The 23,936-nt window shown below is 62.5% G+C and carries 19 protein-coding genes; 3 read left to right on the top strand and 16 right to left on the bottom strand.

All coding sequences use genetic code 11. The features are described from left to right. Positions 1-259 precede the first annotated feature (259 nt). The 4 genes from tal to ACK41V_RS20615 all read right to left on the bottom strand — a co-directional run bounded on the left by tal (position 260) and on the right by ACK41V_RS20615 (position 5,711). Positions 260-1,210 carry a transaldolase gene (gene tal, locus ACK41V_RS20630; RefSeq protein WP_409785125.1) on the bottom strand — a complete coding sequence of 317 codons (951 nt, stop codon included), beginning with the start codon at positions 1,208-1,210 and terminating at the stop codon, positions 260-262. A 7-nt stretch (positions 1,211-1,217) separates the two neighbouring features. Further along, positions 1,218-2,300: an ABC transporter ATP-binding protein gene (locus tag ACK41V_RS20625; RefSeq protein WP_409785123.1), complete on the bottom strand. Its 1,083-nt coding sequence runs from the start codon at positions 2,298-2,300 to the stop codon at positions 1,218-1,220. Between the two features lie 31 nt (positions 2,301-2,331). Then, a complete protein-coding gene (locus ACK41V_RS20620; RefSeq protein WP_409785121.1) occupies positions 2,332-4,527 on the bottom strand; it encodes an ABC transporter permease in 2,196 nt (731 codons plus the stop codon). 164 nt (positions 4,528-4,691) lie between these two features. Continuing rightward, positions 4,692-5,711 (bottom strand): ABC transporter substrate-binding protein, encoded by a 1,020-nt coding sequence (locus ACK41V_RS20615; protein WP_409785119.1) that lies wholly within the window; start codon positions 5,709-5,711, stop codon positions 4,692-4,694. Positions 5,712-6,025: 314 nt separating this feature from the next. Here ACK41V_RS20615 and ACK41V_RS20610 point away from each other — a divergent pair, with 314 nt between their 5' ends. Beyond that, on the top strand, positions 6,026-6,871 hold the full coding sequence (locus ACK41V_RS20610) for an SIS domain-containing protein (RefSeq protein WP_409785117.1): 846 nt from the start codon (positions 6,026-6,028) through the stop codon (positions 6,869-6,871). 144 nt (positions 6,872-7,015) lie between these two features. On the opposite strand, the gene ACK41V_RS20605 is transcribed toward ACK41V_RS20610, so the two are convergent. From ACK41V_RS20605 to ACK41V_RS20555, 11 genes are all read right to left on the bottom strand, one after another. After that, positions 7,016-7,516, bottom strand: a complete 501-nt coding sequence (locus ACK41V_RS20605) for an N-acetyltransferase family protein (protein WP_409785115.1) — start codon at positions 7,514-7,516, stop codon at positions 7,016-7,018. Next, positions 7,513-8,103, bottom strand: coding sequence for a Pr6Pr family membrane protein (locus ACK41V_RS20600; protein WP_409785113.1), 591 nt, complete (start codon positions 8,101-8,103; stop codon positions 7,513-7,515). The genes ACK41V_RS20605 and ACK41V_RS20600 overlap by 4 nt, the downstream gene beginning before the upstream one ends. A gap of 276 nt (positions 8,104-8,379) precedes the next feature. Beyond that, positions 8,380-10,263, bottom strand: a complete 1,884-nt coding sequence (locus ACK41V_RS20595; RefSeq protein ID WP_409785127.1) for a bifunctional metallophosphatase/5'-nucleotidase — start codon at positions 10,261-10,263, stop codon at positions 8,380-8,382. A gap of 294 nt (positions 10,264-10,557) precedes the next feature. Beyond that, positions 10,558-11,604, bottom strand: a complete 1,047-nt coding sequence (locus ACK41V_RS20590; RefSeq protein WP_409785111.1) for an ABC transporter ATP-binding protein — start codon at positions 11,602-11,604, stop codon at positions 10,558-10,560. Beyond that, entirely contained in the window at positions 11,601-12,590 is a 990-nt protein-coding gene (locus ACK41V_RS20585; RefSeq protein ID WP_409785109.1) for an ABC transporter ATP-binding protein, read from the bottom strand. Before ACK41V_RS20585 ends, ACK41V_RS20590 begins: the two co-directional genes overlap by 4 nt. A gap of 24 nt (positions 12,591-12,614) precedes the next feature. Continuing rightward, complete coding sequence (locus ACK41V_RS20580) at positions 12,615-13,526, bottom strand: ABC transporter permease (RefSeq protein WP_409785107.1); 912 nt, start codon at positions 13,524-13,526, stop codon at positions 12,615-12,617. A gap of 129 nt (positions 13,527-13,655) precedes the next feature. After that, a complete protein-coding gene (locus ACK41V_RS20575) occupies positions 13,656-15,239 on the bottom strand; it encodes an ABC transporter substrate-binding protein (RefSeq protein ID WP_409785106.1) in 1,584 nt (527 codons plus the stop codon). Between the two features lie 88 nt (positions 15,240-15,327). Beyond that, entirely contained in the window at positions 15,328-16,545 is a 1,218-nt protein-coding gene (locus ACK41V_RS20570; protein ID WP_409785104.1) for a M20 aminoacylase family protein, read from the bottom strand. Further along, positions 16,545-17,525, bottom strand: coding sequence for an ABC transporter permease (locus tag ACK41V_RS20565; protein WP_409785102.1), 981 nt, complete (start codon positions 17,523-17,525; stop codon positions 16,545-16,547). Before ACK41V_RS20565 ends, ACK41V_RS20570 begins: the two co-directional genes overlap by 1 nt. Positions 17,526-17,663: 138 nt before the next feature. Next, positions 17,664-19,244, bottom strand: a complete 1,581-nt coding sequence (locus tag ACK41V_RS20560; protein WP_409785101.1) for an ABC transporter substrate-binding protein — start codon at positions 19,242-19,244, stop codon at positions 17,664-17,666. 513 nt (positions 19,245-19,757) lie between these two features. Then, entirely contained in the window at positions 19,758-20,807 is a 1,050-nt protein-coding gene (locus ACK41V_RS20555) for a porin (protein ID WP_409785100.1), read from the bottom strand. Between the two features lie 315 nt (positions 20,808-21,122). Here ACK41V_RS20555 and coq7 point away from each other — a divergent pair, with 315 nt between their 5' ends. Further along, positions 21,123-21,740, top strand: a complete 618-nt coding sequence (coq7, locus tag ACK41V_RS20550) for a 2-polyprenyl-3-methyl-6-methoxy-1,4-benzoquinone monooxygenase (RefSeq protein ID WP_409785098.1) — start codon at positions 21,123-21,125, stop codon at positions 21,738-21,740. A gap of 22 nt (positions 21,741-21,762) precedes the next feature. On the opposite strand, the gene ACK41V_RS20545 is transcribed toward coq7, so the two are convergent. Continuing rightward, positions 21,763-22,212 carry an OsmC family protein gene (locus ACK41V_RS20545; RefSeq protein WP_409785096.1) on the bottom strand — a complete coding sequence of 150 codons (450 nt, stop codon included), beginning with the start codon at positions 22,210-22,212 and terminating at the stop codon, positions 21,763-21,765. A 375-nt stretch (positions 22,213-22,587) separates the two neighbouring features. Here ACK41V_RS20545 and ilvA point away from each other — a divergent pair. Further along, positions 22,588-23,936, top strand: a 1,349-nt coding sequence (gene ilvA / locus ACK41V_RS20540) for a threonine ammonia-lyase, biosynthetic (RefSeq protein WP_409785094.1), incomplete at its 3' end; no start/stop codon positions are given.

Here is a 23,936-nt window from a genome sequence, read left to right as displayed (position 1 = left end):
TTCTTTGGTGACTTTCTTTTGGCGAAGCAAAAGAGAAGTTACTCGCATGCCGGGCGACTCCCGGCCTCCGCCCTCAAACCAGGCACGCGGCACGATCAGCTCACGGCTTCGACAGGCTCAGCCCGAACGGATGGGCGCGCGCCCAGGCTTCGACAAGCTCAGCCCGAACGGTCAGTGGAGAAACTCAGTAACTATAAAAACAATAGCTACCAGCGCTTGATACATAAGCGCCAGCAGCCAAAACACTCAAAAACGAACCTCAAGCAGCCAGGATCAGCTTCTCCAACTTCACCGCATCCACCGCAAACGCCCGAATCCCTTCCGCCAACTTCTCCGTCGCCATCGCATCCTCATTCAAAGCAAACCGGAACCCCGCCTCGTCATAGTTCACCGCAGGCAAATCCATCCCCTTGGCAGCATCCGCATTCAACGCCCGCTGCAACGGCGCATCACTCGCAGCCAGCTGCGCCAACAGCTCCGGCGCAATGGTCAACAAATCACACCCCGCCAGCGCAGTGATCTGCCCCACGTTCCGAAAGCTCGCGCCCATCACCTCGGTCGCAATACCGAAGTGCTTGTAGTGGTTGTAAATCTGCGTGACAGACACCACGCCCGGGTCGTTCGCGCCAGACCGTGCCGCCTCGTCCCACTGCGCACCCGCCTGCTTCTTGTGCCAGTCGTAAATGCGCCCCACAAAAGGCGAGATCAGCTGCACCTTGGCATCGCCGCAGGCCACGGCCTGGGCGAAGGAGAACAACAAAGTGAGGTTGGTGTGAATACCGCGCTGCTCCAGCTTTTCAGCGGCCTTGATGCCTTCCCACGTGGCCGCGATCTTGATGAGCACGCGGTCGATGTGGATGCCTTCGGCCTGGTACAGCTCGATGATGCGTTCGGCGCGCGTGACAGTGGCGCTGGTGTCAAAGCTCAATCGCGCATCGACTTCGGTGGACACGCGGCCGGGGATGGTGGCCAGGATCTCGCGGCCGAAGCGGACCAGCAGGCGGTCGATGATCTCGTCCATCGGGCGGCCCTTGAACTGGGCGACCGTGTCCTGCAGCAGCGGCGCGTACTCGGGCTTTTGTACGGCCTTCAAGATCAGCGAGGGGTTGGTGGTGGCATCCTGGGGCTGGAACTGCGCCAGTTGCTTGAAGTCGCCGGTGTCGGCAACCACGGTGGTGAACTGTTTGAGGGCGTCGAGTTGGTTCGTCATGGCGCCATTATTCCGCATCACCCAGCGCCCCATCGGTACTACCAACCACTGATACGCCATGGTTGCCAAGACCCAGCAGCACCTGCTCGCCCACGGCCAGCACGTTGTCCAGGTCCGACGACACCACAAATATGCTGCCCAGCGGGGTGTCGAAGGTGTATTCATGCACCGCCCCCAGGTAGGCCGACTTGTCCAATCGGGCGGGCAAAAGTCCATCGCCACGGCGCTCGATGCGCCAGGCCTCGGGCCGAACCGCTACCTTGACCGGGCCACTGCGCACCACCGTGCGCGGGCGCAGCACCAGCGGGCCCAGTTGCACCGTGCCATCGGGCTGCGCAACGGCGGGGAACAGCATCGCTTCGCCCATGAAGCCCGCCACAAATTCGCTGCGCGGGGTTTCGTACAGCTCGCGGGGCGTGCCTTTTTGTGCAATCAGCCCCTGGTTCATCACAATGATCTGGTCGCTGACGGCCATGGCCTCGGCCTGGTCGTGGGTGACATACGCCACCGTGAGCGACAAGCGCTGCTGGAGTGCGCGGATCTCCTCGCGCATCTCTCGGCGCAGGCGGGCGTCCAGGTTGGACAAAGGTTCGTCAAACAGCAGCACCTCGGGCTCCAGCACCAGGGCGCGGGCCAGCGCCACACGTTGCTGCTGGCCGCCCGACAGCTCGCTGGGCAGGCGGTCGTCAAAGCCCACCAAACCCACACCGCGCAACGCTTCCACGGCCTTGGCGCGCGCCACATCTTTGGGCTGGCCCGACATGCGCAGGCCGTACATCACGTTCTCGACCACGTTCATGTGTGGGAACAGCGCATAGCTCTGAAACATCATGCTGACGTTGCGCTGGGCAGGGCCGAGCGTGGTCACGTCTTTGCCGCCGATGAAGATCTCGCCCGCCGTGGGCGATTCGAGCCCCGCGATCATGCGCAGCGTGGTCGTCTTTCCGCAGCCTGAGGGCCCCAGGATGGTGGTCAGCGAGCCGCGCGGCACCTCAAAGCTGATGCCCTTGACGGCCAGGGCGGCGCTGCTGTCGCTGCCGTAGCGCTTGGTGATGTTGCGGAACACAATGCCCGCGCCGCTGTGGTTCATGGCGTGTCTTCTTTGTTCTTGAAAGGGGTCATCAGTGCGCAGCGGGGGCGGCCCCACGGCGGCCCAGTTTTCGTTCGCCAACTAGCAGTTGGATCAATCCGATGGAAGCTGACATGAGCACGATGAGCACCGTGCAGTACGCCAGCGCCACGCCGTAGTCGCCATTGCCCACGCGGCCGATGATGTAGGTGGTGGCCAGTTCGTTCTCGGCGGTGACCAGAAAAATCACCGCGCTGACGGTGGTGATGGCGCGCACAAAGCTGTAGACCAGCGCCGCCACTAGCGCGGGCTTGAGCAGCGGCAGCACCACGTGGCGCAGCGTCTGCACACTGCCCGCGCGCAGCATGACAGAGGCTTCGTCCAGCGAGCGGTCGAGCTGCTTAAATGCCGCCGTGCCCGCCCGCACGCCCACAGGCAGATTACGGAACATGAAGCACAACACAATGATGAGCGCCGTGCCCGTCAGCTCGAAGGGCGGCACGTTGAACGCCAGGATGTAGCTCACACCCAGCACCGTGCCGGGGATGGCAAAGGCCAGCAGCGCCGCAAATTCAAACGCGCCCTGCCCCCGGAACTCGGTGCGCGCCAGCAGCCACGCAATGCCAATGCCCAGCGTGGCCGTGAGCGGCGCGGAGATGGCCGCGAGCTGGATGGTGGTGAAGAACGAGTTCCACGCCGTGCCCGCCCACACCACACCAAACTCGCCCCACTCCACATTAAAAGCAGTGCGAAAGTGCACCAGCGTGATGGTGTAGTCGCGCCCCCAGGTCTGCACCAAACCACCGGCCAGCGCAAACAGATAGACGATGAGCGTGAACGCCATCCAGGGCAGCGCGATGGAATGCACCACGCGGCGCACGCCGGTGGGCAGCGGCATGGCAATGCCCGAGTCACCCTTGCCCGACACGGTGGTGAAGTTCTGCTTGCCCAGCAAACCCCGCTGGATGGCAAACACGGTGAGCGCGAAGAAAGTCAGGATCCAAGCCAGCGACGCGGCACGTCCCTGGTCGTACTGCGCACCCACGATCGCAAAGAAGATTTCGGTGGACAGCACCGAGAACTGCCCACCCACCACGATGGGGTTGCCAAAGTCGGCCATGCTCTCGATGAAACCCACCAGAAACGCATTGGCCAGACCGGGCTTGAGCAACGGCAGCGTCACCGTCATGAAGGTCTGGTGCGGGCTGGCGCGCAGAGTTTGCGCGGCCTCTTCCAGGCTGGGCGCCACGCCCTGCACCACACCGCGCATGATCATGAAGGCGATGGGTGTGAACGCAAAGGTCTGCGCCACCCACACACCCAGCCAACCGTAGAACCAGCGCGTGGGCGTGATGCCAAACGCGTATTCCATGAACTGGTTGTAGACGCCCGCCCGGCCGAACAGCAGGATGAGCCCCAGGCCCACCACAAACGGCGGGGTGATGATGGGCAGCAGTGCCACGATGTTGAGCGGGCGCGCATAGCGGCGCGAGGCGCGTTCGGCCATCAGCGCCATGAAGGTGCCCAGCAGCGTGGTGCTGGTGGCCGTCATCAGGCCCAGAAACAGCGTGTTCCACGCCACCCCGCAACGCTGACCGCCGCTGAGGCACGCGAGGCCAAAGTTGCGCTCGTGGGCGATGCGCTCCCACACCACGGCCAGCGAGAAGGGGCCGTCTTCGAGGAAAAAAGCGGCCGACAGCGCCTTGAACACCGGGAACACGATGAACAGCGCCAGCAGGCTGCCGCAGCCCAGCACGGCAGCCGCGACGAACAAATCGCCTTTGAAGAAACCCCGCCGTGCCACACCAAACGCCAGCAGCACCAGCAGCGCGGTCAGCACCACAAAAGCGCCCCAGCCCATGCCCGGCTGGCGCGCGCCCAGTTCGCCCAGGCTCTGTGTCATCCATTCGAACGCCCAGCCGCGGGCGCCGATGGTGAAACCGCTGAGCAACAGGGCAGCAAGCCCCAGCGCGCCGCCCGCGACCAGCACCAAGCCTTGCTGGCGGCCCGCGGGCATCAGCGATGCCCCACCCGCAATGCCCAGGCCGATCAGGCCCAGCCACAGCCACGGGCGACCAAACGTCGCAGCCTGCATCAGGCCATTGGCGGTTTGCTCAGATGCAAAGACCTGGCCCGCTGCCAGCAGGCCATTGGCGTCCTGCTGCGCGTACCACGGCAGCGCAAGGTAGCCCAGGACGCCAAGAATCGCCCAGACCCACAAGGGCCGGTTCGGTGCAGATACCGTCATCAGATCAACTGTTCATGTTGGGCAGCACCGGGCCGGGCCACGGCGCATGAAACCGGCGCGGCCGAGGCCAGTGCACCCGTGGAACACGCCCTGCCAGGCCACCGGGTGCGTGCCCCTCCCGCAGTAGAGGGGGAAGCCGCAAAGCGGCTCAGGGGGAGCTTCATCTACCGTGCCGCGTTCTGTACGTCTTTCTCCCAACGCGCAATCAGGCGGCGGCGCTCGGCGCTGGCGCCGTATTTGGCGTAGTCGTAGTTGATGAGCTTGATCTTGGCAGGGTCGGTCATGCGCGGGTCCTTGGGCACCTGCGTGTTGCTGGGCAGCTGAAACTGCTTGGCCGCCAGGCCAAACTGCTGCCCACCGGGGGTCAGCGCCCATTCATAGAACTTCTTGGCGGCCTCGGTGTTGGGGCCGTTTTTGACGATGCTCATGGAGCCCACCTCGGCGCCCGTGCCTTCGGACGGCGTGGCCGACGCCACGGGGAAACCATTGACGGCCTCGGTCGTCACGTCGTGCACAAAACTCACCGACACCGTGGTCTCGCCCCGCGCGGCCGCCTTGACAGGCGCGGTGCCCGAGCGTGTGTAGGTGCTCACATTGGGGTGCAGCGCCTTGAGGTAGTCAAACGCTTTCTCTTCGCCCATCAGCTGCACCAGCGTGGCGATCATGGTGTAGGCCGTGCCGCTGGATGCGGGGTTGGCCATCTGCACCTCGCCCTTGAACTCGGGCTTGAGCAGGTCGGCCCACGATTGCGGTGGGTTGAGCTTGCGCTTGGCCAACAGCTCTTTGTTGTAGCCAAAACCCAGCGGGCCCAGGTACACACCCACCGTGCGGTATTTGGAATCGACCGCCTGCTTTTGCGCCCACGGGTACAGCTGCGCGAGCTGAGTAGATTTGTATTCCAGCGTCAGCCCCTGCTCGGCCGCCTGCAGGTGCGGGTCGCCCGTGCCGCCAAACCAGATGTCGGTCTTGGGGTTGGCCTTTTCGGCGTTGAGCTGGGCCAGCGCCTCGCCAGAACCCTTGGCCGTCATGTTGACCTTGGTGCCCGTGGTTTTGGCGTACACGGTGGACATCAGGTTGCACCACTCGGCCTGCACCGAACAGATGATGTTGACCTGGCCTTGCGCCAGGGCGCCGGAGGCCGTGAGGGCCAGCGTGACTGCAGCCAGTGTGTTTTTTGTGCGCATGAGAGGTTCTCTTTGGGAGTGTGTTGTTGGCTGGCGGGGATACCGAAAAATCAACACGCAGGGTTTGGGCTGAGCAAATCAGCGAGCAGTACCCGACGCTTTGCATGACAGTTGCACGACATTTGCGTGACAAAACATCCTAGGCCCGGCCTGCAACCCGTGCCATCGGGATAACGCGCACTGGCTTTGCTTCGCCTTGCGCCGCTGTCCGCTGTAATCGGTTTACCCAGCGCGATGAAACCCAGTTACCATTTCTTTCTTCTGGCCCCGCGCCCCGCCGACCGCCACGACTTCCCCTCTGGAACACCGCTGACATGCTGGACCGCATCACCGCCTCACTCTCGTCCCTGGCCCCCGCCGAGCAGCGCGTTGCCAAACTGGTGCTGGCCGACCCCCGCGCCTTTGCCCGCCTGCCTGTGCGCGAACTGGCCGAACGCGCGCACGTGAGCAAGCCCACCGTGGTGCGCTTTTGCCGCAGCATCGGTTACGACGGATTGGCCGATTTCAAGCTCAAACTGGCGGGCAGCGTGAGCGAAGGCGTGCCCTTCATCCACCGCAGCGTAGACGCCGACGACAAGACCGGCGACGTGTTGGTGAAGGTAGTGGACAACGCCGTGGCCGCCTTCCTGCAATACCGCAACGCGGCCAGCACCGTCGCCATCGAACGCGCGGCCGAGGCCATTGCCGCCACCTGGAAGACCGGCAAACGCATCGAGTTCTACGGCGTGGGCAACTCCGGCATCGTGGCGCAAGACGCGCAGCACAAGTTCTTTCGGCTGGGGGTCACGTCGATTGCCACCAGCGATGGCCATATGCAGGTGATGAGCGCCACCCTGCTGCGCCCCGGCGACTGCGCCGTGATCATCTCCAACTCCGGCCGCACCCGCGACCTGATGGACGCCGCCGACATCGCGCGCAAAAACGGCGCCACCACCATCGTCATCACCGCCAGCGGCTCCCCCCTGGCCAGCACCTGCCAGATCCACCTGGCCGCCGACCACCCCGAGGGCTACGACCGCTACAGCCCGATGGTGTCGCGGCTGATGCACCTGTTGATCATTGATGTGCTGGCGACTTGTGTGGCGCTGCGCATTGGCAGTTCGCTGCAGCCCATCCTGCAGCAGATGAAAGAGAACCTGCGGGCGAAGCGGTACGCGTGAGGGCTTGAAGCCATTTTAGCCTCTAGCGCTTATAAATAAAGCGCTAACAGCTATAATTTTTATAGCAAATACCCAAAAATGGGTGCGACCTGCGAATTCGCCGTATTCGACGCCCGCGGCTTGGGATGGGAGGTTGATCCCATGTCACCCCAGGTATGAAAAAACGGAAAACACGTTTCCGCCCAACCCAAATTCGCCCACCTCTTTCATGCCCATCTTTTCGTGGGCACGCAGCGACGCCATGTTGTCGCGCCGAATGAACAAAATGCCTTCCCGCGAGGGCGCCAGGCGCCGCAGCGCATCGAACATCGCCTGCGCCAGCCCGGCGCCGCGCGCTTCGGCCGCAACACAAATCGGGCCGTACACGTAGGCATCGTGCGCGCCGGGGTAGGCGGCCAGCATGGCCTGGATGATCGGCACGCCAGCCGCCATGACCCGCGACCCCGCCATCAGAAAACCCACCACGCGCCCGTCGCGGCGCGCCACGATCAACGGCATCTCGCGCATCATCTCGGCGATGGTGGAACGCGCCATCGTCCCGGACAGCGTGCCGCCCTGGTCCGCCTGGTTGGCGGCCTGCAGCGCCAGAATGCCGTCCAGATCGGCCTCGGATGCGCGACCGATTTCGACGGTGTTGCTGCTCATGGCCGGGCCCTGCTCAGCCGGTTGCCCGCAGCCAGCAGCACCGCACTGATGATCAAAAAGGTGACCGCAATACCCAGCGCGTACGCCGCCACCGCGCCATAACCGCCGACAAGGGCGGGGTTGAGAAACGGGTACGGATACCAACCCGTGCTTGCGCCCCGCACGACGACATAGAGCAGGTACACCGCTGGCACCGCCATGGCCACCAGCAGGTGCCGGCGTGTGAGCCGGGACACGGGCGGCGCGACAAACCACAGCAGAACGACCGCCACGGGCATGAGGTAGTGCAGCACGAAGTTCACCCACGGACGCAAGTCGCCCAGGTCTACGTTCCTGAGCAGCACCGCAAAAACGAGGCCGACCACGGCCATGTTGACGGTGGCTACGTATTGAGAAAGGTCGCGTGCCCGGCTGGGCGGGGTCACCACGCAGAGCACCAACACCAGCGTGGCAAAGAGGTTGGACAGGTTGGTGAAGTAGCTGAAAAAATTCAACGTGCTGTACGAGGCCGAGACATGAAGAAACAGCTGCAGGCCGATGGCGGCCAGTGTCACGACGGCGAGGATCAGGCGTGCAAGTGTGAGCATAGGGGGCTTGCGTGAGCGCCCCACGAACCGCGTGGCCCCGTGCAGAGTCACGCCAGGATTCGTGGAGGCAGCTGGGCTGGGGGAAAGGCTGGCAAAAGCCAAGCCACCACCGTGGCGACCTGACCTGCGATTTGCCCGCCTAGTTTGCCTCAGCTTGCGGCGAAAGCCGCAGGCAACAAATGCTCATCAATGCCACAGCGGTGGGCGTTGACTGGTCGCGCGCTAACAGCGCAAGCGCAGTCCCTCCATACCCATCAGCTACCCATCAGATACCCATCAATTCACAAAATTCCTGGTGCTGTACAGCTCCGTCGGCAGGCGTTTGAGCACTGGCAGGCCGGTCGCAGCATCCTTGCCCTGCTTTTCGATGTAGCTGAAGAACACATCCGCATCCAGCACCCCAATGTCCAGGCGCCGCGCCGCTGGCACCGCGGCCAGGGTCTTGTAGCCGTCGCCACCGGTGGCGTTGAAGCTCAGCACAAACAGCTTGTAGGTCTTGCCCACATCCAGCGCGCCCCACGCGCCGGTGGCGGGGCTGCGCACTTCGATGTTGCTCACGCGCTGGCCAAAGGTGGCCTTGGCGTTCACGTCATAACGCAGGCCGCCGGTGTACGGGTACGGGCCGGTGGAACCACCCGCGCCGTAGGTTGCCTCCAGCCCGTCTTCAAGCATGCCCTTGACCTCCTGGCCCGTGATGTCCAGGCGGAACAGCATGTTGCCAAACGGCAGCACCTGAATCACCTGTGCCGCAGACACAGTGCCCTGCAGCGGAATGCGCACACCACCGCCACTTTGCAGCGTGATGTCGGCACCGCCGTATTTCTGGTTGGCCACGTCCAGGTAGGCCTCGGCCACCAGTTGCTGGATATCGCCGCCGCGCAGGCTGACGCTGCCTTCGGCGTTGCAGGCCGCGCTGGAGCGGCTGTAGTCGACCGACCCCACACCGCCGGGCACGCGGCGCGAGCACAGCTCTTGTGGCACCATGGCCACCTGGGTCTGGTTGAAGACGGCCACGCGGTCTTTGAAGGGTTGCAGCGCGGCGGTGGCAGCGGGTGCTGGCGTGGTCACTCGCAGCAAGCCCGTGGCGGCGGCGCTGGCTTTGAGGGCCGTCTTCTCTGCATCGGTGACGGCCTTGCCGCCGATGGTGAAGTTGTCGCCGATCAGCACGTGGGGCGTGCCCGCGCACTGGGTGACTTCGCCCTGGGCGTTGAAGCTGACCTTGAGTTCACCCACCACCTGCGCGTATTCCCACGCCTGCACCACACACACGGGCTTGCCGTCCTTGTCGGTGATGCGCGTGGGGTAGGCACCTGCGGGCGAACCCACGCCGGTGGTGGTCAGCGTGTTGGGGCCCAGCAGGGTGTGCGAGTCGCCGCCCACTACCACATCCACGCCCGACAGGCGCGCGGCCACTTGTTTGTCGTACTCGTAGCCGATGTGGCTGAGCACGATGACTTTGTCGATGCCTTTGGCGCGCAGCGCGTCGATCTCGCGCTGGGCGGCAACGGTTTCGTCCTGGAAGGTGGTTTCCGCATCCGGGCTGGACGAGGCCTTGGTTTTCTGCGCGATGGTCAGGCCGACGATGCCGATCTTTTGCCCATCACGCTCGACCACGGTGGACGGGCTGACGTAGCCCGGCGCGCGCGTGGGGTTCAGGGCCGAGCCCGGGCCAAACTGCACGTTGGCACTGAGGACCGGCGTCTTGCAGGTGCCTTTGCGCATCAGGTCCAGAAAGCCCTTGAGGCCGGTGTCGCCCTTGTCGAATTCGTGGTTGCCGAGGGTGAAGGCGTCAAAACACACCGTGTTGATCATTGCGGCGTCGGCCTCGCCGTCTGCGCCCGCGCGGTTGAAGTACAGCGTGCCGGTCAGCGCATCGCCCGCGTGCAGTTTGAGGACATTGGGGGACTTGGCTGCCAGCTCGGCAATGGCCGCCGTCACGCGCGGAAATCCACCGGCATCCACCGCCACGTCCACCGCGGCAGCGCCACCTGCGGACAGCTTGAGTGTTTTGGACTTGGATTCCAGCGTGGAATGGTGGTCGTTGATGTGCAGGATGGTCAGCTCCAGCGGCTTGCCTTGCTCGCCACTGTCCGACCCGCCGCATGCCGCCAGTGCACTCGTTACAGCCAGCACCAGCAGTCCCACGCGCACGCGGCGCATCTTGGTTTCCCACCCACTGATCTTCATGTTTAGCCCCTGTGACGGTTGTTTCGCAAAAGCCTGTAGGGTGGTGAGGCTGCGTGACAGGGGCATGAAAACAAAGCGCGGCGCGAACCGTGACACCGTGACACCACAAAAACGCCACAGGCTCCCAAAAGGAGCCTGTGGCGGTGTCTGCGCAATGGACCGAGAGCGTCTGCCAAAAAAACAGGCAGCAAACCCGATCTTTGAGCAAAATATGCCTCTAGCGCTTGTCCATCAAGCGCTAGCAGCTATATTTTTAGGAGTAAACCGTCAAATACGGCCTTCTTCGACCGCGTGGCACGCGATGCGGATACCGCCAATGTTGAGCAACTGCGGGCGCTCGGCGCGGCAGCGGTCGTTCACATGGGGGCAGCGCGGGTTGAAGGCGCAGCCGGGTGGCGGGTTCAGGGGGTTGGGCACCTCGCCCTGCACGGGCGTGCGGGACCTGCCGGTGTCGTGCATCTTCGGGATGGCATCGAGCAGCATGCGGGTGTAGGGGTGGCGCGGGGTGTCAAACAGCGTGTGTTTGTCGGCCAGCTCCACCAGGCGGCCCAGGTACATCACGCCGACCTGGTCGCTCACGTGGCGCACCACGGCGAGGTTGTGGCTGATGAACAGGTACGTGAGGTGCCGCTCGCGCTGCAGGTCCTTCATGATGTTGAGCACCTGGGCCTGCACCGACACGTCGAGCGCGCTGGTGGGCTCGTCGCACACCAGAAACTCGGGCTCGGTGGCCAGAGCGCGCGCAATGGAGATGCGCTGGCGCTGGCCGCCAGAGAACTGGTGCGGGTACTTGACCATGTCCAGCGGCGACAGGCCCACGGACTTGAGCAGCTCGCCCACACGTTGTTTCAGCTCGGCTTTGTCAGTGATGAGGCCGTGTTCCTTGAGCGGCTCGCCAATGATGTCTTCGACCAGCCAACGCGGGTTCAAGCTGGCATACGGGTCCTGGAAGATCATCTGGATGCGCCGCCGCATGGCCTGCGCGTCCTTGCCCTTGAAGGCAGCGTGGGCGTCCTGGTTGTCAAACGTGAGGCCGCCGCGTGTGGGCTCGTACAGGCCCACCAGCAGGCGGGCTACGGTGCTCTTGCCGCAGCCGGATTCGCCGACCAGGGCCAGCGTCTTGCCTTTTTCGATCTCGAAGCTCACACCGTCCACGGCGTGCAGCAGCGTGCGCGGCTTGCGTTCGATCACGCGGTTGAGCCAGGGGGCCGACACGTCAAACGTCTTGGCCAGGTCGTGCGCCTGCACCAGGGCCTTGCTCTTCACGGCGTCGGTCTGGGCGGTGCCGGGGGTGGTCGTAGCGGCGGCGCTCATGCGGTCACCTCGGCGTTGGCTTGGGTGGCGCCAGCGTGCAGCCAGCAAGCGGCGCGGGTAGAACCTGCGTCCATCAGGTTGGGGCGGTCGGTCATGCAGCGGTCAAAGGTTTTGGGGCAGCGTGGGTTGTAGGCGCAGCCCTGGGGAATGGCGTTCAAACGGGGCATGGCGCCGTCGATCTGGTTCAGGCGCTCGCGGTCCACCGACATGTCGGGGATGGAGGCCATCAGGCCACTGGTGTAGGGGTGCGACGGCTTGTTGATGACGTCGTGCACGGGGCCGATCTCGGCCACGCGCCCGGCATACAGCACAGCCACGCGGTCGCAGGTTTCGGCGATCACGCCCATGTCGTGCGTAATCAGCATGACGGCAGCGCCACGCGATTTGCAGATGTTCTTGAGCAGCTGGATGATCTGCGCCTGAATGGACACGTCGAGCGCCGTGGTGGGCTCGTCGGCCACGATGAGCTTGGGCTCGGCGGCCAGGGCCAGGGCAATCACCACACGTTGGCGCATGCCGCCGGAGAACTGGTGTGGGTAGTGGTCGATGCGCTCCGCCGCAGCGGGAATGCCGGTGTCCTGCAACAACGAGATGGCACGCAGGCGCGCCTCGGCGGGCGTGACCGGCAGGTGCGCCAGGATGGTTTCGGTGAGCTGGCGACCCACGGTGTACAGCGGGTTCAGCGAGGTCAGCGGGTCTTGAAAGATCGCGCCGATGTGGCGGCCGCGGATGTGGCGCATTTCCTCGTTGTTGAGGTTGTCGATGCGCTTGCCCTCCAGCAGGATCTGGCCGGACGCCACGCGGCCCGGTGGCTCCAGCAGGCCAATGATGGCGGCGCCGGTGAGCGACTTGCCTGCACCGGACTCCCCCACGACACCCAGGATCTCGCCGGGTGCGATAGAGAAGGAAATGTCGTCCAGAGCGCGCAGGGTACCGCGACGGCTCGGGAATTCGACAACGAGGTTTTTGACTTCTAGGAGGCTCATGGGGAGGTCACTTGTTCTTGTGGTTCAGCGCAGGCGCGGGTTCAGGGCATCGCGCAGCCAGTCGCCCAGCAGGTTCACGCTCAAAGCAATCAGCACCAGCATGGCACCGGGGAACACGGTAATCCACCATTCGCCCGAGAACAGGTAGTCGTTGCCGATGCGGATCAGCGTGCCCAACGAGGGCGAGGTGGGCGGTGCGCCCACGCCCAGAAAGGACAGCGTGGCCTCAGTGATGATGGCCGTAGCCACCTGGATGGTGGCCAGCACCATGACGGGGCCCATGACATTGGGCAGCACATGCTTGCGCATGATGCGCAGCGGCGAGACACCCGTCACGCGGGCGGCCTGCACGTATTCCTTGTTGCGCTCAACCAGCGTAGAGCCGCGCACCGTGCGTGCGTACTGCACCCAGCCCGTGAGCGAGATGGAGATGATCAACACGCCAAAGGCCAGCGACTCGTGTGCGTTGGGGAACAGCGCCCGGCCCACACCCGCAATCAGCAGGGCCACCAGGATGGCGGGGAACGACAGCATCACGTCGCACAGGCGCATGAGGACGGCGTCGATCCAGCCGCCGCGAAAGCCCGCCAGCAGGCCAAACGCCACGCCCACCACTACGGAAAGCACCACCGACGCGAGGCCCACCACGAGGGAGATGCGCGCGCCGTAGATGAGTGCAGACAGAATGTCGCGGCCCTGGTCGTCGGTGCCCAGCGGGTACTTCATGGAGCCTTCGGCAATCCAGGCCGGGGGCAGCCGCGCGTCGCTGAGTTCGAGCGTGGCCAGGTCAAACGGGTTGTGTGGTGCGACCCATCCGGCAAACAGCGAACAGAACACACAGATCAGGGCAATGGCGGCCGCGACCATCGCCATGGGCGATGTGCGGAAGCTGTAGCCAACGTCGCTGTCAAACCAGCGGGCAAGGGTTGTTTTCATTGTGGGGAAACCAGTAAACATGCGACAACGCACAGCCCGGGTGGCGGCCGTGCGTTGTCCATAGGCTGTCAATTAGCGATAGCTATCTCGTACCTTCGTACTTCAACTTCTATTTTTTGTCCAAACGCTTTATTTCTCGATGCTCATCCACTTGAAGGGCATGAAGTTGTCTGCCATTTGCACCAGTTTCACCTTCTTGCTGACACCCCAAGCCAGCGCTTGCTGGTGCAGTGGCAGATGGCCGATGTCGGAACTGTGCAGGTCAAAGGCTTCCTTGATCATGGCGTCGCGCTTGGCCTTGTCGGTTTCGACCAGGATTTGCTTGGTCAGCTCGTCCAGCTTGGGGTTGCAATAGGCGCCCAGGTTGAATTGGCCTGCACCGCCCTTGTCCTCGGGGCAGATCATCAGCGCATTGAGCGCGTTGTGCGCGTCGTACGTGGTGGGCGTCCAGCCCAGCATGTAGAAGCTGGTGTCGCGGCGCAGCACCTTGGGGAAGTACGTGCCCTTGGTTTCGGCCTGCAGGTTGATCTTGACGTTGATGCGCGAGAGGTTGGCTGCCACGGTCTGACAGATGCGGCCGTCGTTCACGTACCGGTCGTTCGGGCAGTTCATGGACACTTCAAAGCCATTGGGGTAACCGGCATCGGCCATGAGCTTCTTGGCGGCTTCCACGTCATACGGCAGGCGCTTGGCGCCAGCTTCAAAGCCATTGATGCCCGGGCCCACCATCAGTGCCGATGGGTTGGAGGCACCACGCATCACCGTGCGCTTGATGCCGTCAATGTCGATGGCCTGGTAAAAAGCCTGGCGCACGCGCTTGTCCTTGAAGGGGTTCTTGCCCTTCACATTGGAGTACAGCAACTCGTCGCGCTTTTGGTCCATGCCCAGGAAGATGGTGCGCAGTTCGGGGCCGGTCACGGCGCGGGTGTTGGCGCTGGTGTTGACGCGGTCAATATCCTGAACTGGCACAGGCTCCATAACGTCCACTTCGCCGGACAGAAGTGCGGCCACGCGGGTGGCATCGTTGCCGATGGGGGTGAACACGATTTCGGTCGCGTTGCCTTCGATCTTGCCCCAGTAGGCGCCGTTGCGGACGAACACCGAGCGCACATTGGGCTGGCGTTCACGCAGGCGGAAGGGGCCAGTGCCATTGGCACGGAACGATGCGGCGTTTTCAATGCCCTTGCGACGGTCGACAGGCACCACGGCCTGGTTGGTCTCGCACCACTTCTTGCTCATCATGTACGAGGTGGTGATCACGTCGGGCAGGATGGGCTGAGGCGCGTTGGTTTCGATTTCGACGGTGTGGTCGTCAATCTTTCGGACCTGTTTGACGTCGCTGTTGGTAGCCTTCAAGTCAGAGCCCTCGCCCTTCATGCGGGCAAAGCTGAACACAACGTCGTCTGCGGTGAACGGGGTGCCATCATGGAACTGCACACCCTTGCGCAACTCGAAACGCCACACGGTGGGGGCGGTCTGCTTCCAGGCGGTGGCCAGTGCGGGGGCCAAGCTCAGGTCCTTGTTGCGGCTCACCAGAGGTTCGTACACGTTACCGGTCACGCTCAGCTGCAGCGATTCGTTGAGCGAGTGCGGGTCCATGGACAGCGCATCACCTTGATTGGCGATCCGGATGGTCTGGGCATTGGCGACCAAACTCGTCGCGGTCAGCGCGGCAAACAAAGCGGTCAGAGCAACTTTTTTCTGGAATTTCATGGAAATCTCCTGTGAGGGGGAAGGGTTGCGAAAGTGTGGGACTTCCGAGTCATCGTTTTAAAGGGACGCGGTGGACCGTGGTGTGTGCTCAAGGCATCGCCAACGGCATGGCCTGCTCGATCAGGCTGGCGTGCAATGCCGAGCCCAGGGGCAGGATGTCGTCATTGAAGTCGTAGCGGCTGTTGTGCAATGCGCTGCCACTGGCCCCTGTGCCCTGCCCTATTCGCAGGTAGGCGCCGGGCTTGTCCTGCAGCATGAAAGAAAAGTCCTCAGCACCCATGCTGGGCTCCAGGTCGCGCACCACGTGGTCGGCACCCAGCAGGGATTCGGCCACGTCGCCTGCAAAAATGGCTTCGCTTTCGGTGTTGATGGTGGCGGGGTAGATGCGTTCGTAGTGCACGGTAGCCGTGGCGCCAAAGCCCAGGGCGATGGCGTTGCACAGTTCTTTGAGGCGTTTTTCCACCATCTCTTGCACTTGCGGATCGAAGGTGCGAACTGTGCCCACCAGCGTGGCTGAGCCAGGCAATACGCTGAATGCACCCAGGTCGCCCGCCTGCACAGCGCACAGGCTGACCACAGCGCTTTCAATCGGGCGGACATTACGGGATACGATGCTCTGGGCTGCGGTGATGATGTGCGCGGCCACCAGCACCACGTCCACCGTCTGATAGGCGTGCGCCCCATGGCCGCCGCGGCCGGTGATCTCAATGGTGAAGCGGTCCGCCGCCGCCATCATGGGGCCGGAGTTGATGCCGACGGTGCCGGGCTTCATGGCAGGCCAGTTGTGCATCGCAAAAATCGACTGCACCGGAAACCGGTCAAACAAGCCGTCTTCCATCATGACCCGAGCGCCCGCAAAACCTTCTTCGCCGGGCTGAAACACCAGCACCGCAGTGCCGTCAAAGTTGCGGGTTTCGGCCAGGTAGCGCGCCGCACCCACCAGCATGGCGGTGTGCCCGTCGTGGCCACAACCATGCATGAGCCCCTGTTTGCAAGACTTCCACGAGAAGTCGTTGTGCTCAGTCAGTGGCAAGGCATCCATGTCAGCCCGAAGACCCACCATGCTGCCGCTAGACGTGCTGCGGCCGCGGATCACGCCCACAACGCCCGTGCGGCCAATGCTGTCGTGGATCTCATCCACACCGCACAGCTTCAAAGCTTCTTTCACCCGGGTGCTGGTGTAGATCTCTTCAAAACCCAGTTCGGGGTGTGCATGCAGGTCCCGGCGCAGCGCGATCAACTCGGGGTGGTATTGCGCAATGTGCGCAAACGCCCGGCCACCGGCTTTCAGTCGGGCGCCTTGCATCAGTGGCCCCCTGCCTTGCCCACGCGCAGGCGGGGATCCACGGCAAAGTACAACAGATCCACCACCAGATTGATCACCACAAAGATGAGGGCGATCAGACACAGGTAGGCGGCCATCACTGGAATATCCGCAAACGTCACGGCCTGGATGAACAGCAGGCCCATGCCAGGCCACTGGAACACTGTTTCGGTGATGATCGCAAAAGCAATCAAACCACCGAGCTGCAGGCCGGTGATGGTCATCACGGGCACGAGTGTGTTCTTGAGCGCATGGCCAAAGTGAATGGCGCGGTTGGACAGGCCACGTGCGCGTGCGAACTTGATGTAGTCGGTGCGCAGCACCTCCAGCATTTCGGCGCGCACCAGTCGCATGATCAGCGTGAGCTGGAAGATGGCCAGCGTTATGGCCGGCAACGTGATGTGGTGCCAGCCTTTGGCCTTGAGCAGGCCGGTGCTCCACCAGCCCATTTGCACGACTTCGCCGCGGCCAAAACTAGGGAACCAGCCCAGAGTCACGGCAAACACCAGAATCAGCAAGATGCCAATCAGGAAAGTCGGCAGCGAAACACCGAGCAAAGACAGCGTCATGAACAACTGGCTGGTGAAGGTGCCTCGCTTGAGAGCGGCATACACACCCATGGGCACACCAATCGCCAAGGCGATAAAGGCAGCGACCAAGGCCAGCTCCAGCGTCGCTGGGAAGCGCTCGGCAATCAGGCGAGACACCTTGGCGCCTTGGCGCAGGCTCAGACCAAACTCGCCCTGAGCAGCGTTCACCAGGAAGTGGCCAAACTGCACAAAAAACGGTTTATCTAGCCCGAGGGAAGCACGCAGCTCGCGAATCTGTTCGGGGGTGGCATCCTGGCCAAGCAGGAACACCACAGGATCGCCGACATACTGGAACAGCATGAAGGAGATGAAGGCCACCGTGATCATGACAATCACAGCCTGTATCAGGCGGCGCAATATAAAGGCAAGCATCAGAGAGTCGAGTGAGTGTTCGATGGGAACGCCGCAGCCACTTTTGATGGCGCAGGCGCTGGTTGGCAATACGTCGTCAAACTAAACCAAAGAGAGCAAGGGCCGCGCGGCCCTTGCTCTCAGTGTGTCGAGGATAAATCAGTTCACCTTGACCGTACGCATGTCCACGCGGTTATCTGCGCGGTGGGTCAACTCAATGTTCTTCTTCACAGCCCATGGGATCACCTGGTCGTGCAAAGGAATGTGCGACACAGTGTCGTTCGACAGCTGCAGCGCTTCGGTCAGCATGCGCGAACGCACAGGGGCGTCGGTTTCTGCCTTGATGCGGTCCACCAGATAGTCCATGCGCTGGTTGCTGTAACGGCCTACGTTGTAGTTGCCGTCACCGCCCTGGCCCACGGTACGCACCAGCGATTGCAGGCTGTACAACGCATCAAACGTTGGCACGCCCCAGCCCAGCATGTAGATGCTGGCTTCGTAACGCTGGATCATCGGGAAGTAGTTCACCAACGGCAGCGTGCGCAGTTTGGCTTTGACGCCCACACGCGACCACATGGCGGTGACTGCCTGGCAGATCGCTTCATCGTTGATGTAGCGATTGTTCGGGCAGGCAAAGTCCACCTCAAACCCATCGGGATAACCAGCTTCGGCCAGCAACTTCTTGGATGCTTCGACGCTATAGGGGAAGCGCTTGCCCACGGCTTCGGTATAGCCCGCGACTTGAGGTGCCACGAGCGTACCTGTCGGCTTGCCCAGACCACGCATGATGCTGCGCGAAATCGTGTCCGCATCGATGGCCTGGTACAGGGCCTTGCGCACGCGCACGTCCTTGAGCGGGTTCTTGCCCTTGATGTTGGAGCCGGGCAGTTCTTCGCGGAACTGGTCCATGCCCAGGAAGATGGTGCGGTTTTCAATGCCGTCGATCACCTTCAGATCTGGGCTGGCGCGCAGGCGACCCAGATCCTGAGGGGTGGGGTCGAGCACCATGTCCACTTCACCCGACAGCAGCGCTGCAATGCGCGTAGCCGCCGACTTGATGGGGGTGTAGACGATTTCCGTCACGTTGCCGTCCATCTTGCCCCACCAGTTGGGGTTGCGCTTGAACGTCATCTTCACATCAGGCTGCCACGAATCCAGCGTGTAAGGGCCCGTACCCATGGCGTTGCGGTGCGCAAAGTTCTCGTCCGTGCCCTTGATGTCCTTGGGGTCCACAGACTTGTTCTTTTCAGCCCAGGCCTTGCTCATCATGCGCAGCTCGGTCATCTGGCGCAGCAACACCGGATTGGGCGCCACAAGCATGACGTCAATGGTCTGAGCATCGACCTTGACGATCTTGCCGATGCCTTGAACGTAAGGCGTGAAATTCGAGGTCTTGGCCATGGCGCGCTGCAGCGAGTACACAGCATCGTCGGCGGTGAAGGGTGAACCATCATGGAACTTGACGCCCTGGCGCAGCGTGAAACGCACCTGCGTGGGGCTTACTTCCTTCCAGGCCGTTGCGAGAACAGGCTCCACGTCAAAAGTCTTGCTGTTGTAGTAAACCAAGCTCTCATACACGTTGGCGTGAATGCCGTTTTGCAACGCGTTGTTCTGTGAGTGGATATCCCACGTCGCAATTTCCCCCTGGCTTGCCCATTTGAATGGCTTGGCGTGCAGCGCTGGAGACATCAACAGCGCAGCGGCTGCAGCCGCCGACAAAAGACTGTATTTGAGTTTCATGGAACCCTCTTGAATAAAAGTTTTACTATGCAGTAAAGGTTGCTCTATAGCCAACGGGAAATCCCTGAATCCCGGGCGTATCGAAGGGGCTAAAACGCCTTTTCGAGTGAACTTTCCATGCAAGGATGGTGCCAGCGACATGCACCACAGAATGCATTGGACGAGAGAGTGGGCAAACATTGTCACGAAGCGGCTGGATACTCCGCCGATTTGCACCGAGGGCCTGCCCGGATGTGCCCAAAGTTACCAAACAGTTGAGGGATCAGCAGCCATCAAAGACGGGTTCAAAATCCGGTGGAGCCCGGTCCACCCCGCGCCTGACTGGGAGGGGTTCACGGGCCGCCACCCACTCGGTCAGCATTCAATTCCTCGACCTACCCATCCGCCAAAGGCTAACTCCAAGGCGACAGCGCAAGCTACGTGGGCGAACAAAAATCGATGCCCAATGCAAAAAGCCGCCCGAAGGCGGCTTTTAAGCTTGATATCGATACTGGCCAAAAGCCAGTGTCAATATTAGAAGCTGTGACGGATACCGATGTCGTAGCCGGTGGAGTTGCGGCCAGCAGCAGTCACGGAACCGTTCAGAGCCGAAGCAGCGCCGTTCTTGTTGCCAACGCGAGCAACCGTCGTGTACAGAGCCGTACGCTTCGACAGGTTGTGCACGTAGCCCAGAGCGATCTTGTTCGAACGTGGGTCAGGACCGGCAGTGTCGATCTTGTAGGTGGAGTAAGCCACACGGATTTCACCAGCGCCCAGAGGAATCAGACCACCGATCAGGAAGCCCTTGCCTTCTGCACCGTTGTCGATTTCGTCTTGGTTGTAGTGAGCCATGATCTTGGCGACGCCCAGATCGTACTGACCACCCAGGTTGAATGCCGTGATGTCGGCACCCAGGTACTTGGTGTCAGAGAAAGCCAGAGCGACGTTGATAGGGCCATTGGCGTAACCAGCGCGCAGAGCCAGGCCGTTGCCGTCCTTCTTGTTCGCTGCGTTGCTCAGGTTTTCACCCATGTAGTACTGAACTTGGCCGTAGAAACCGCCCAGGTTGCCTGGCAGGAAGTAGCCGATGGAGTTCGAAGCGCGGACGGTGGTTGGGCCACCCAGGCTGGAGTTCAGGGTTTGGGTCGTGCCAACACCGTTCGTGCCGAACGGATCGAACACAGTCAGGTTCCAGAATTGGGGCGTGTAGTCACGGCCCAGACGCACTTCACCGAAGCCGCCATTCAGGCTGACCGTCGAACGACGGTTGAAAGTCAGACCGCCGCCGCCAGCAGCTGCTGCGCCTTGGTTGTTGGTGCTGGTGTTAGCGCCGGAACCGTTGTCGTTGTTCACGCCAGCTTCGAGCCAGAACGAAGCGGACATGCCGCCACCCAGATCTTCAACGCCGCGGAAACCCAGACGGCTGCTGTTGTAGCCGGAGTTTGTCAGTTGCGACTTGTTGGCGACGCTACCGGAGCCGTATGCGTATGTCGCATCGACAATACCGAACAGGGTCACGGAAGATTGAGCCATTGCAGCGCCGGAAGCAGCCAGCACAGCCAGGGCAATCAGGGATTTTTTCATTGCGAGTTACTCCAAGGTTAAACATAGGGCGCCGGTACGGGGGGTCTAGCGTGCCAAGCACCTGCAAAGTCCCGCCGGTTCCCCGGGCCAACCTCCTGGTGGGGAAGTTGCATCTATTGCACCAGAGCCCGCCCGGTTTCGCAAAGGAATTCACCCACAATCGGCCCGAAAGGGGAAATCCGTTGCAGTGTTGCAACATTTCATCCAGACCCGGCAAAATCGGGATGTCGCCGCGTTGCGCCGTGGGTTGAGGCCCTCTTATTTGTATCCAAGTGAAAATTGTGTTGCACCGCTCTTGCCATACCAAAGGTTTTTATGGATTCGCTGTTTACTGCTGCAGACAACGCATTGCGGACGCTTTTCGCTCAGCCTCAGGCGTCTGAACGGACCCCTGCGCACGGCATCGCCGAGGCGGCACTCGACCCCGCCCAGAAGAAACTGGCCGGTGCCCTGATGCGCGTAAACCATGTGGGAGAGGTATGCGCCCAGGCGCTTTACACCGCCCAGGCAGCGGTCACGCGCAACCCCGAACTGCGCGCCCACCTGCAAGAAGCCGCCCGCGAAGAAACCGACCATCTGGCCTGGACCCAACAGCGGCTGGACGCACTCGGCGCTCGCCCCAGTTTGCTCAACCCGCTGTGGTTTGCGGGCGCCTTTGCCTTGGGGCTAATCGCAGCCAAGGTGAGCGACCGAGCCAGCCTCGGCTTTGTGGCGGAGACCGAAAACCAGGTGGCAGCACACTTACACAGTCACCTGCAGCGACTGCCGGAGCAGGATCTGGCGTCGCGGGCGGTGGTTGCCCGCATGAAAGACGATGAGGAGCGGCATGCAGCCCAAGCCCGCGCCTCAGGCGCACTGGAGCTGCCTGCACCGGCCCGGGCCGCCATGCGAGCGGCGGCCAAGGTAATGACCACCACCGCGCACTACGTGTAACGCGGCGGCAGGAGCGGCTAGATCAAGCCTCCAGAACCTCGAAACCCGTGGTGATGGCCGCGGTTTTGCCCAGCATGATGCTGGCTGAGCAGTATTTTTCGTGGCTCATGGCGATGGCGCGCTCCACCGCGGCGGGCGGAATGGCCTTGCCGGTCACGGTGAAATGCATGTGAATCTTGGTGAACACCTTCGGATCCGTCTCGGCGCGCTCGGTGGTCAGTTTCACGCTGCAACCCCGCACGTCGTGGCGACCGCGCTTGAGGATCAGCACCACGTCGTAGGCCGTGCAACCGCCGGTGCCAGCCAGCACCGTTTCCATGGGCCGGGGCGCCAGGTTCTGGCCGCCATTGGCGGGGTTGGCGGCATCCGGGGCGCCGTCCATGGTCAAAACATGGCCGCTGCCGGTCTCGGCAACAAAGCCCATGCCCGACCGTGTTCCGGCTGCGCCCGTCCAGCTGACTGTGCATTCCATTTGTATTTCTCCTTGATGACTGTGTGTTGACGTGGTTTTTTTCGCACAGAATCATCCGGCGCGATAAATTTGATGTGGATTTTGCTGCAACGCAACACGACTCGCGCTAAACTTCATCCCAAGCGCTGCTTTTCAATCAATAACGAAGCAGATGGAACAAAGACCGAAACGAAGTTTCCAACTTTTTCCCCGCACCGATTGTCTCCTCCATCTCCTCAAAGGATGGATTCAGCCCCAGGCCTCACGGCCCGGGGCTTTTTTTTGGCTGAACCGGCCGCGCGCCACGCCCACCGACGAGTCGGCCCGCAAAAACCGACACCCTATGATGTGGGCCCCCGCCACCTGCGCTGCGGCGGCCTCCACCTTGCTCCCGTCATGACCCAGCACCTCACTCCCGCCGACTACCTGAAGAAAATCCTGACCGCCCGCGTGTACGACGTGGCGGTGGAGTCGGCGCTGGAGCCCGCCAAGAACCTCAGCCGCCGCCTGAACAACCAAGTGCTCCTGAAGCGGGAGGACCAGCAGCCCGTGTTCAGCTTCAAGCTGCGTGGCGCCTACAACAAGATGGCGCACCTCACGCCCGAACAGCTGCAGCGCGGCGTGATCTGCGCCTCGGCCGGCAACCACGCCCAGGGCGTGGCCATGAGCGCCCACAAGCTGGGCACACGCGCTGTCATCGTGATGCCCACCACCACGCCACAGCTCAAGATTGACGCGGTCAAAACCCTGGGTGGCGAGGTCGTGCTGTTTGGCGAGAGCTATTCCGATGCGTACACCCACTCGGTCAAGCTCGAAAAGGAACAGGGCCTGACCTTTGTGCACCCGTTCGACGACCCGGACGTGATTGCGGGCCAGGGCACCATCGCGATGGAGATCCTGCGCCAGCTGCAAAGCCTGGGCAGCAACCAGCTCGATGCCGTGTTTGTGGCCATTGGCGGCGGCGGGCTCATCTCGGGTGTGGCCAACTACATCAAAGCCGTGCGGCCCGAGATCAAGGTCATCGGCGTGCAGATGAACGACTCGGACGCCATGATCCAGTCCGTCAAGGCGCACGAGCGAGTTACGCTGGCCGACGTGGGTCTGTTCTCTGACGGCACCGCCGTCAAGCTGGTGGGCGAGGAAACCTTCCGCATCACCCACAGCGGCCTGGTGGACGACTTCATCACCGTGGACACCGACGCCGTCTGCGCTGCCATCAAGGACATCTTTGTGGACACGCGCAGCATCGTCGAGCCCGCAGGGGCGCTGGCCGTGGCTGCGATCAAGCAGTACGTGGACACCCACAAGACCCAGGGCGAGACCTACGCCGCCATCCTGTGCGGCGCCAACATGAACTTCGACCGCCTGCGCTTCGTAGCCGAGCGCGCCGAGGTGGGCGAAGAGCGCGAGGCGCTGTTTGCGGTGACGATTCCCGAAGCGCGCGGCAGCTTCAAGCGGTTTTGTGAACTGGTGGGCGACCTGCCCGGCGGCCCGCGCAATGTGACCGAGTTCAACTACCGCATCAGCGACGCGGCGCAGGCCCATGTGTTTGTGGGTCTGACCACGCAGGGCAAGGGCGAGTCCGAGACGATTGCCCAGAACTTCAGCCGCCATGGCTTTGAGGCGCTGGACCTGACCCACGACGAACTGGCCAAGGAACACCTTCGCCACCTGGTGGGCGGCCATTCATCGCTGGCGCAGGATGAGCGGCTGATGCGGTTTACCTTCCCCGAGCGGCCGGGCGC

The organism is Acidovorax sp. (assembly GCF_046291265.1).
GTDB lineage: Bacteria > Pseudomonadota > Gammaproteobacteria > Burkholderiales > Burkholderiaceae_C > Acidovorax.
Note: the sequence above shows the minus strand (reverse complement) of the source record. Positions and strands in the feature narration are given on the sequence as shown.

Bases quoted from the DNA above. Each gene is read 5' to 3' on its own strand.
- tal (WP_409785125.1), bottom strand. From the start codon at position 1,210: ATGACGAACCAACTCGACGCCCTCAAACAGTTCACCACCGTGGTTGCC.
- ACK41V_RS20625 (WP_409785123.1), bottom strand. From the start codon at position 2,300: ATGAACCACAGCGGCGCGGGCATTGTGTTCCGCAACATCACCAAGCGC.
- ACK41V_RS20620 (WP_409785121.1), bottom strand. From the start codon at position 4,527: ATGACGGTATCTGCACCGAACCGGCCCTTGTGGGTCTGGGCGATTCTT.
- ACK41V_RS20615 (WP_409785119.1), bottom strand. From the start codon at position 5,711: ATGCGCACAAAAAACACACTGGCTGCAGTCACGCTGGCCCTCACGGCC.
- ACK41V_RS20610 (WP_409785117.1), top strand. From the start codon at position 6,026: ATGCTGGACCGCATCACCGCCTCACTCTCGTCCCTGGCCCCCGCCGAG.
- ACK41V_RS20605 (WP_409785115.1), bottom strand. From the start codon at position 7,516: ATGAGCAGCAACACCGTCGAAATCGGTCGCGCATCCGAGGCCGATCTG.
- ACK41V_RS20600 (WP_409785113.1), bottom strand. From the start codon at position 8,103: ATGCTCACACTTGCACGCCTGATCCTCGCCGTCGTGACACTGGCCGCC.
- ACK41V_RS20595 (WP_409785127.1), bottom strand. From the start codon at position 10,263: ATGCGCCGCGTGCGCGTGGGACTGCTGGTGCTGGCTGTAACGAGTGCA.
- ACK41V_RS20590 (WP_409785111.1), bottom strand. From the start codon at position 11,604: ATGAGCGCCGCCGCTACGACCACCCCCGGCACCGCCCAGACCGACGCC.
- ACK41V_RS20585 (WP_409785109.1), bottom strand. From the start codon at position 12,590: ATGAGCCTCCTAGAAGTCAAAAACCTCGTTGTCGAATTCCCGAGCCGT.
- ACK41V_RS20580 (WP_409785107.1), bottom strand. From the start codon at position 13,526: ATGAAAACAACCCTTGCCCGCTGGTTTGACAGCGACGTTGGCTACAGC.
- ACK41V_RS20575 (WP_409785106.1), bottom strand. From the start codon at position 15,239: ATGAAATTCCAGAAAAAAGTTGCTCTGACCGCTTTGTTTGCCGCGCTG.
- ACK41V_RS20570 (WP_409785104.1), bottom strand. From the start codon at position 16,545: ATGCAAGGCGCCCGACTGAAAGCCGGTGGCCGGGCGTTTGCGCACATT.
- ACK41V_RS20565 (WP_409785102.1), bottom strand. From the start codon at position 17,525: ATGCTTGCCTTTATATTGCGCCGCCTGATACAGGCTGTGATTGTCATG.
- ACK41V_RS20560 (WP_409785101.1), bottom strand. From the start codon at position 19,244: ATGAAACTCAAATACAGTCTTTTGTCGGCGGCTGCAGCCGCTGCGCTG.
- ACK41V_RS20555 (WP_409785100.1), bottom strand. From the start codon at position 20,807: ATGAAAAAATCCCTGATTGCCCTGGCTGTGCTGGCTGCTTCCGGCGCT.
- coq7 (WP_409785098.1), top strand. From the start codon at position 21,123: ATGGATTCGCTGTTTACTGCTGCAGACAACGCATTGCGGACGCTTTTC.
- ACK41V_RS20545 (WP_409785096.1), bottom strand. From the start codon at position 22,212: ATGGAATGCACAGTCAGCTGGACGGGCGCAGCCGGAACACGGTCGGGC.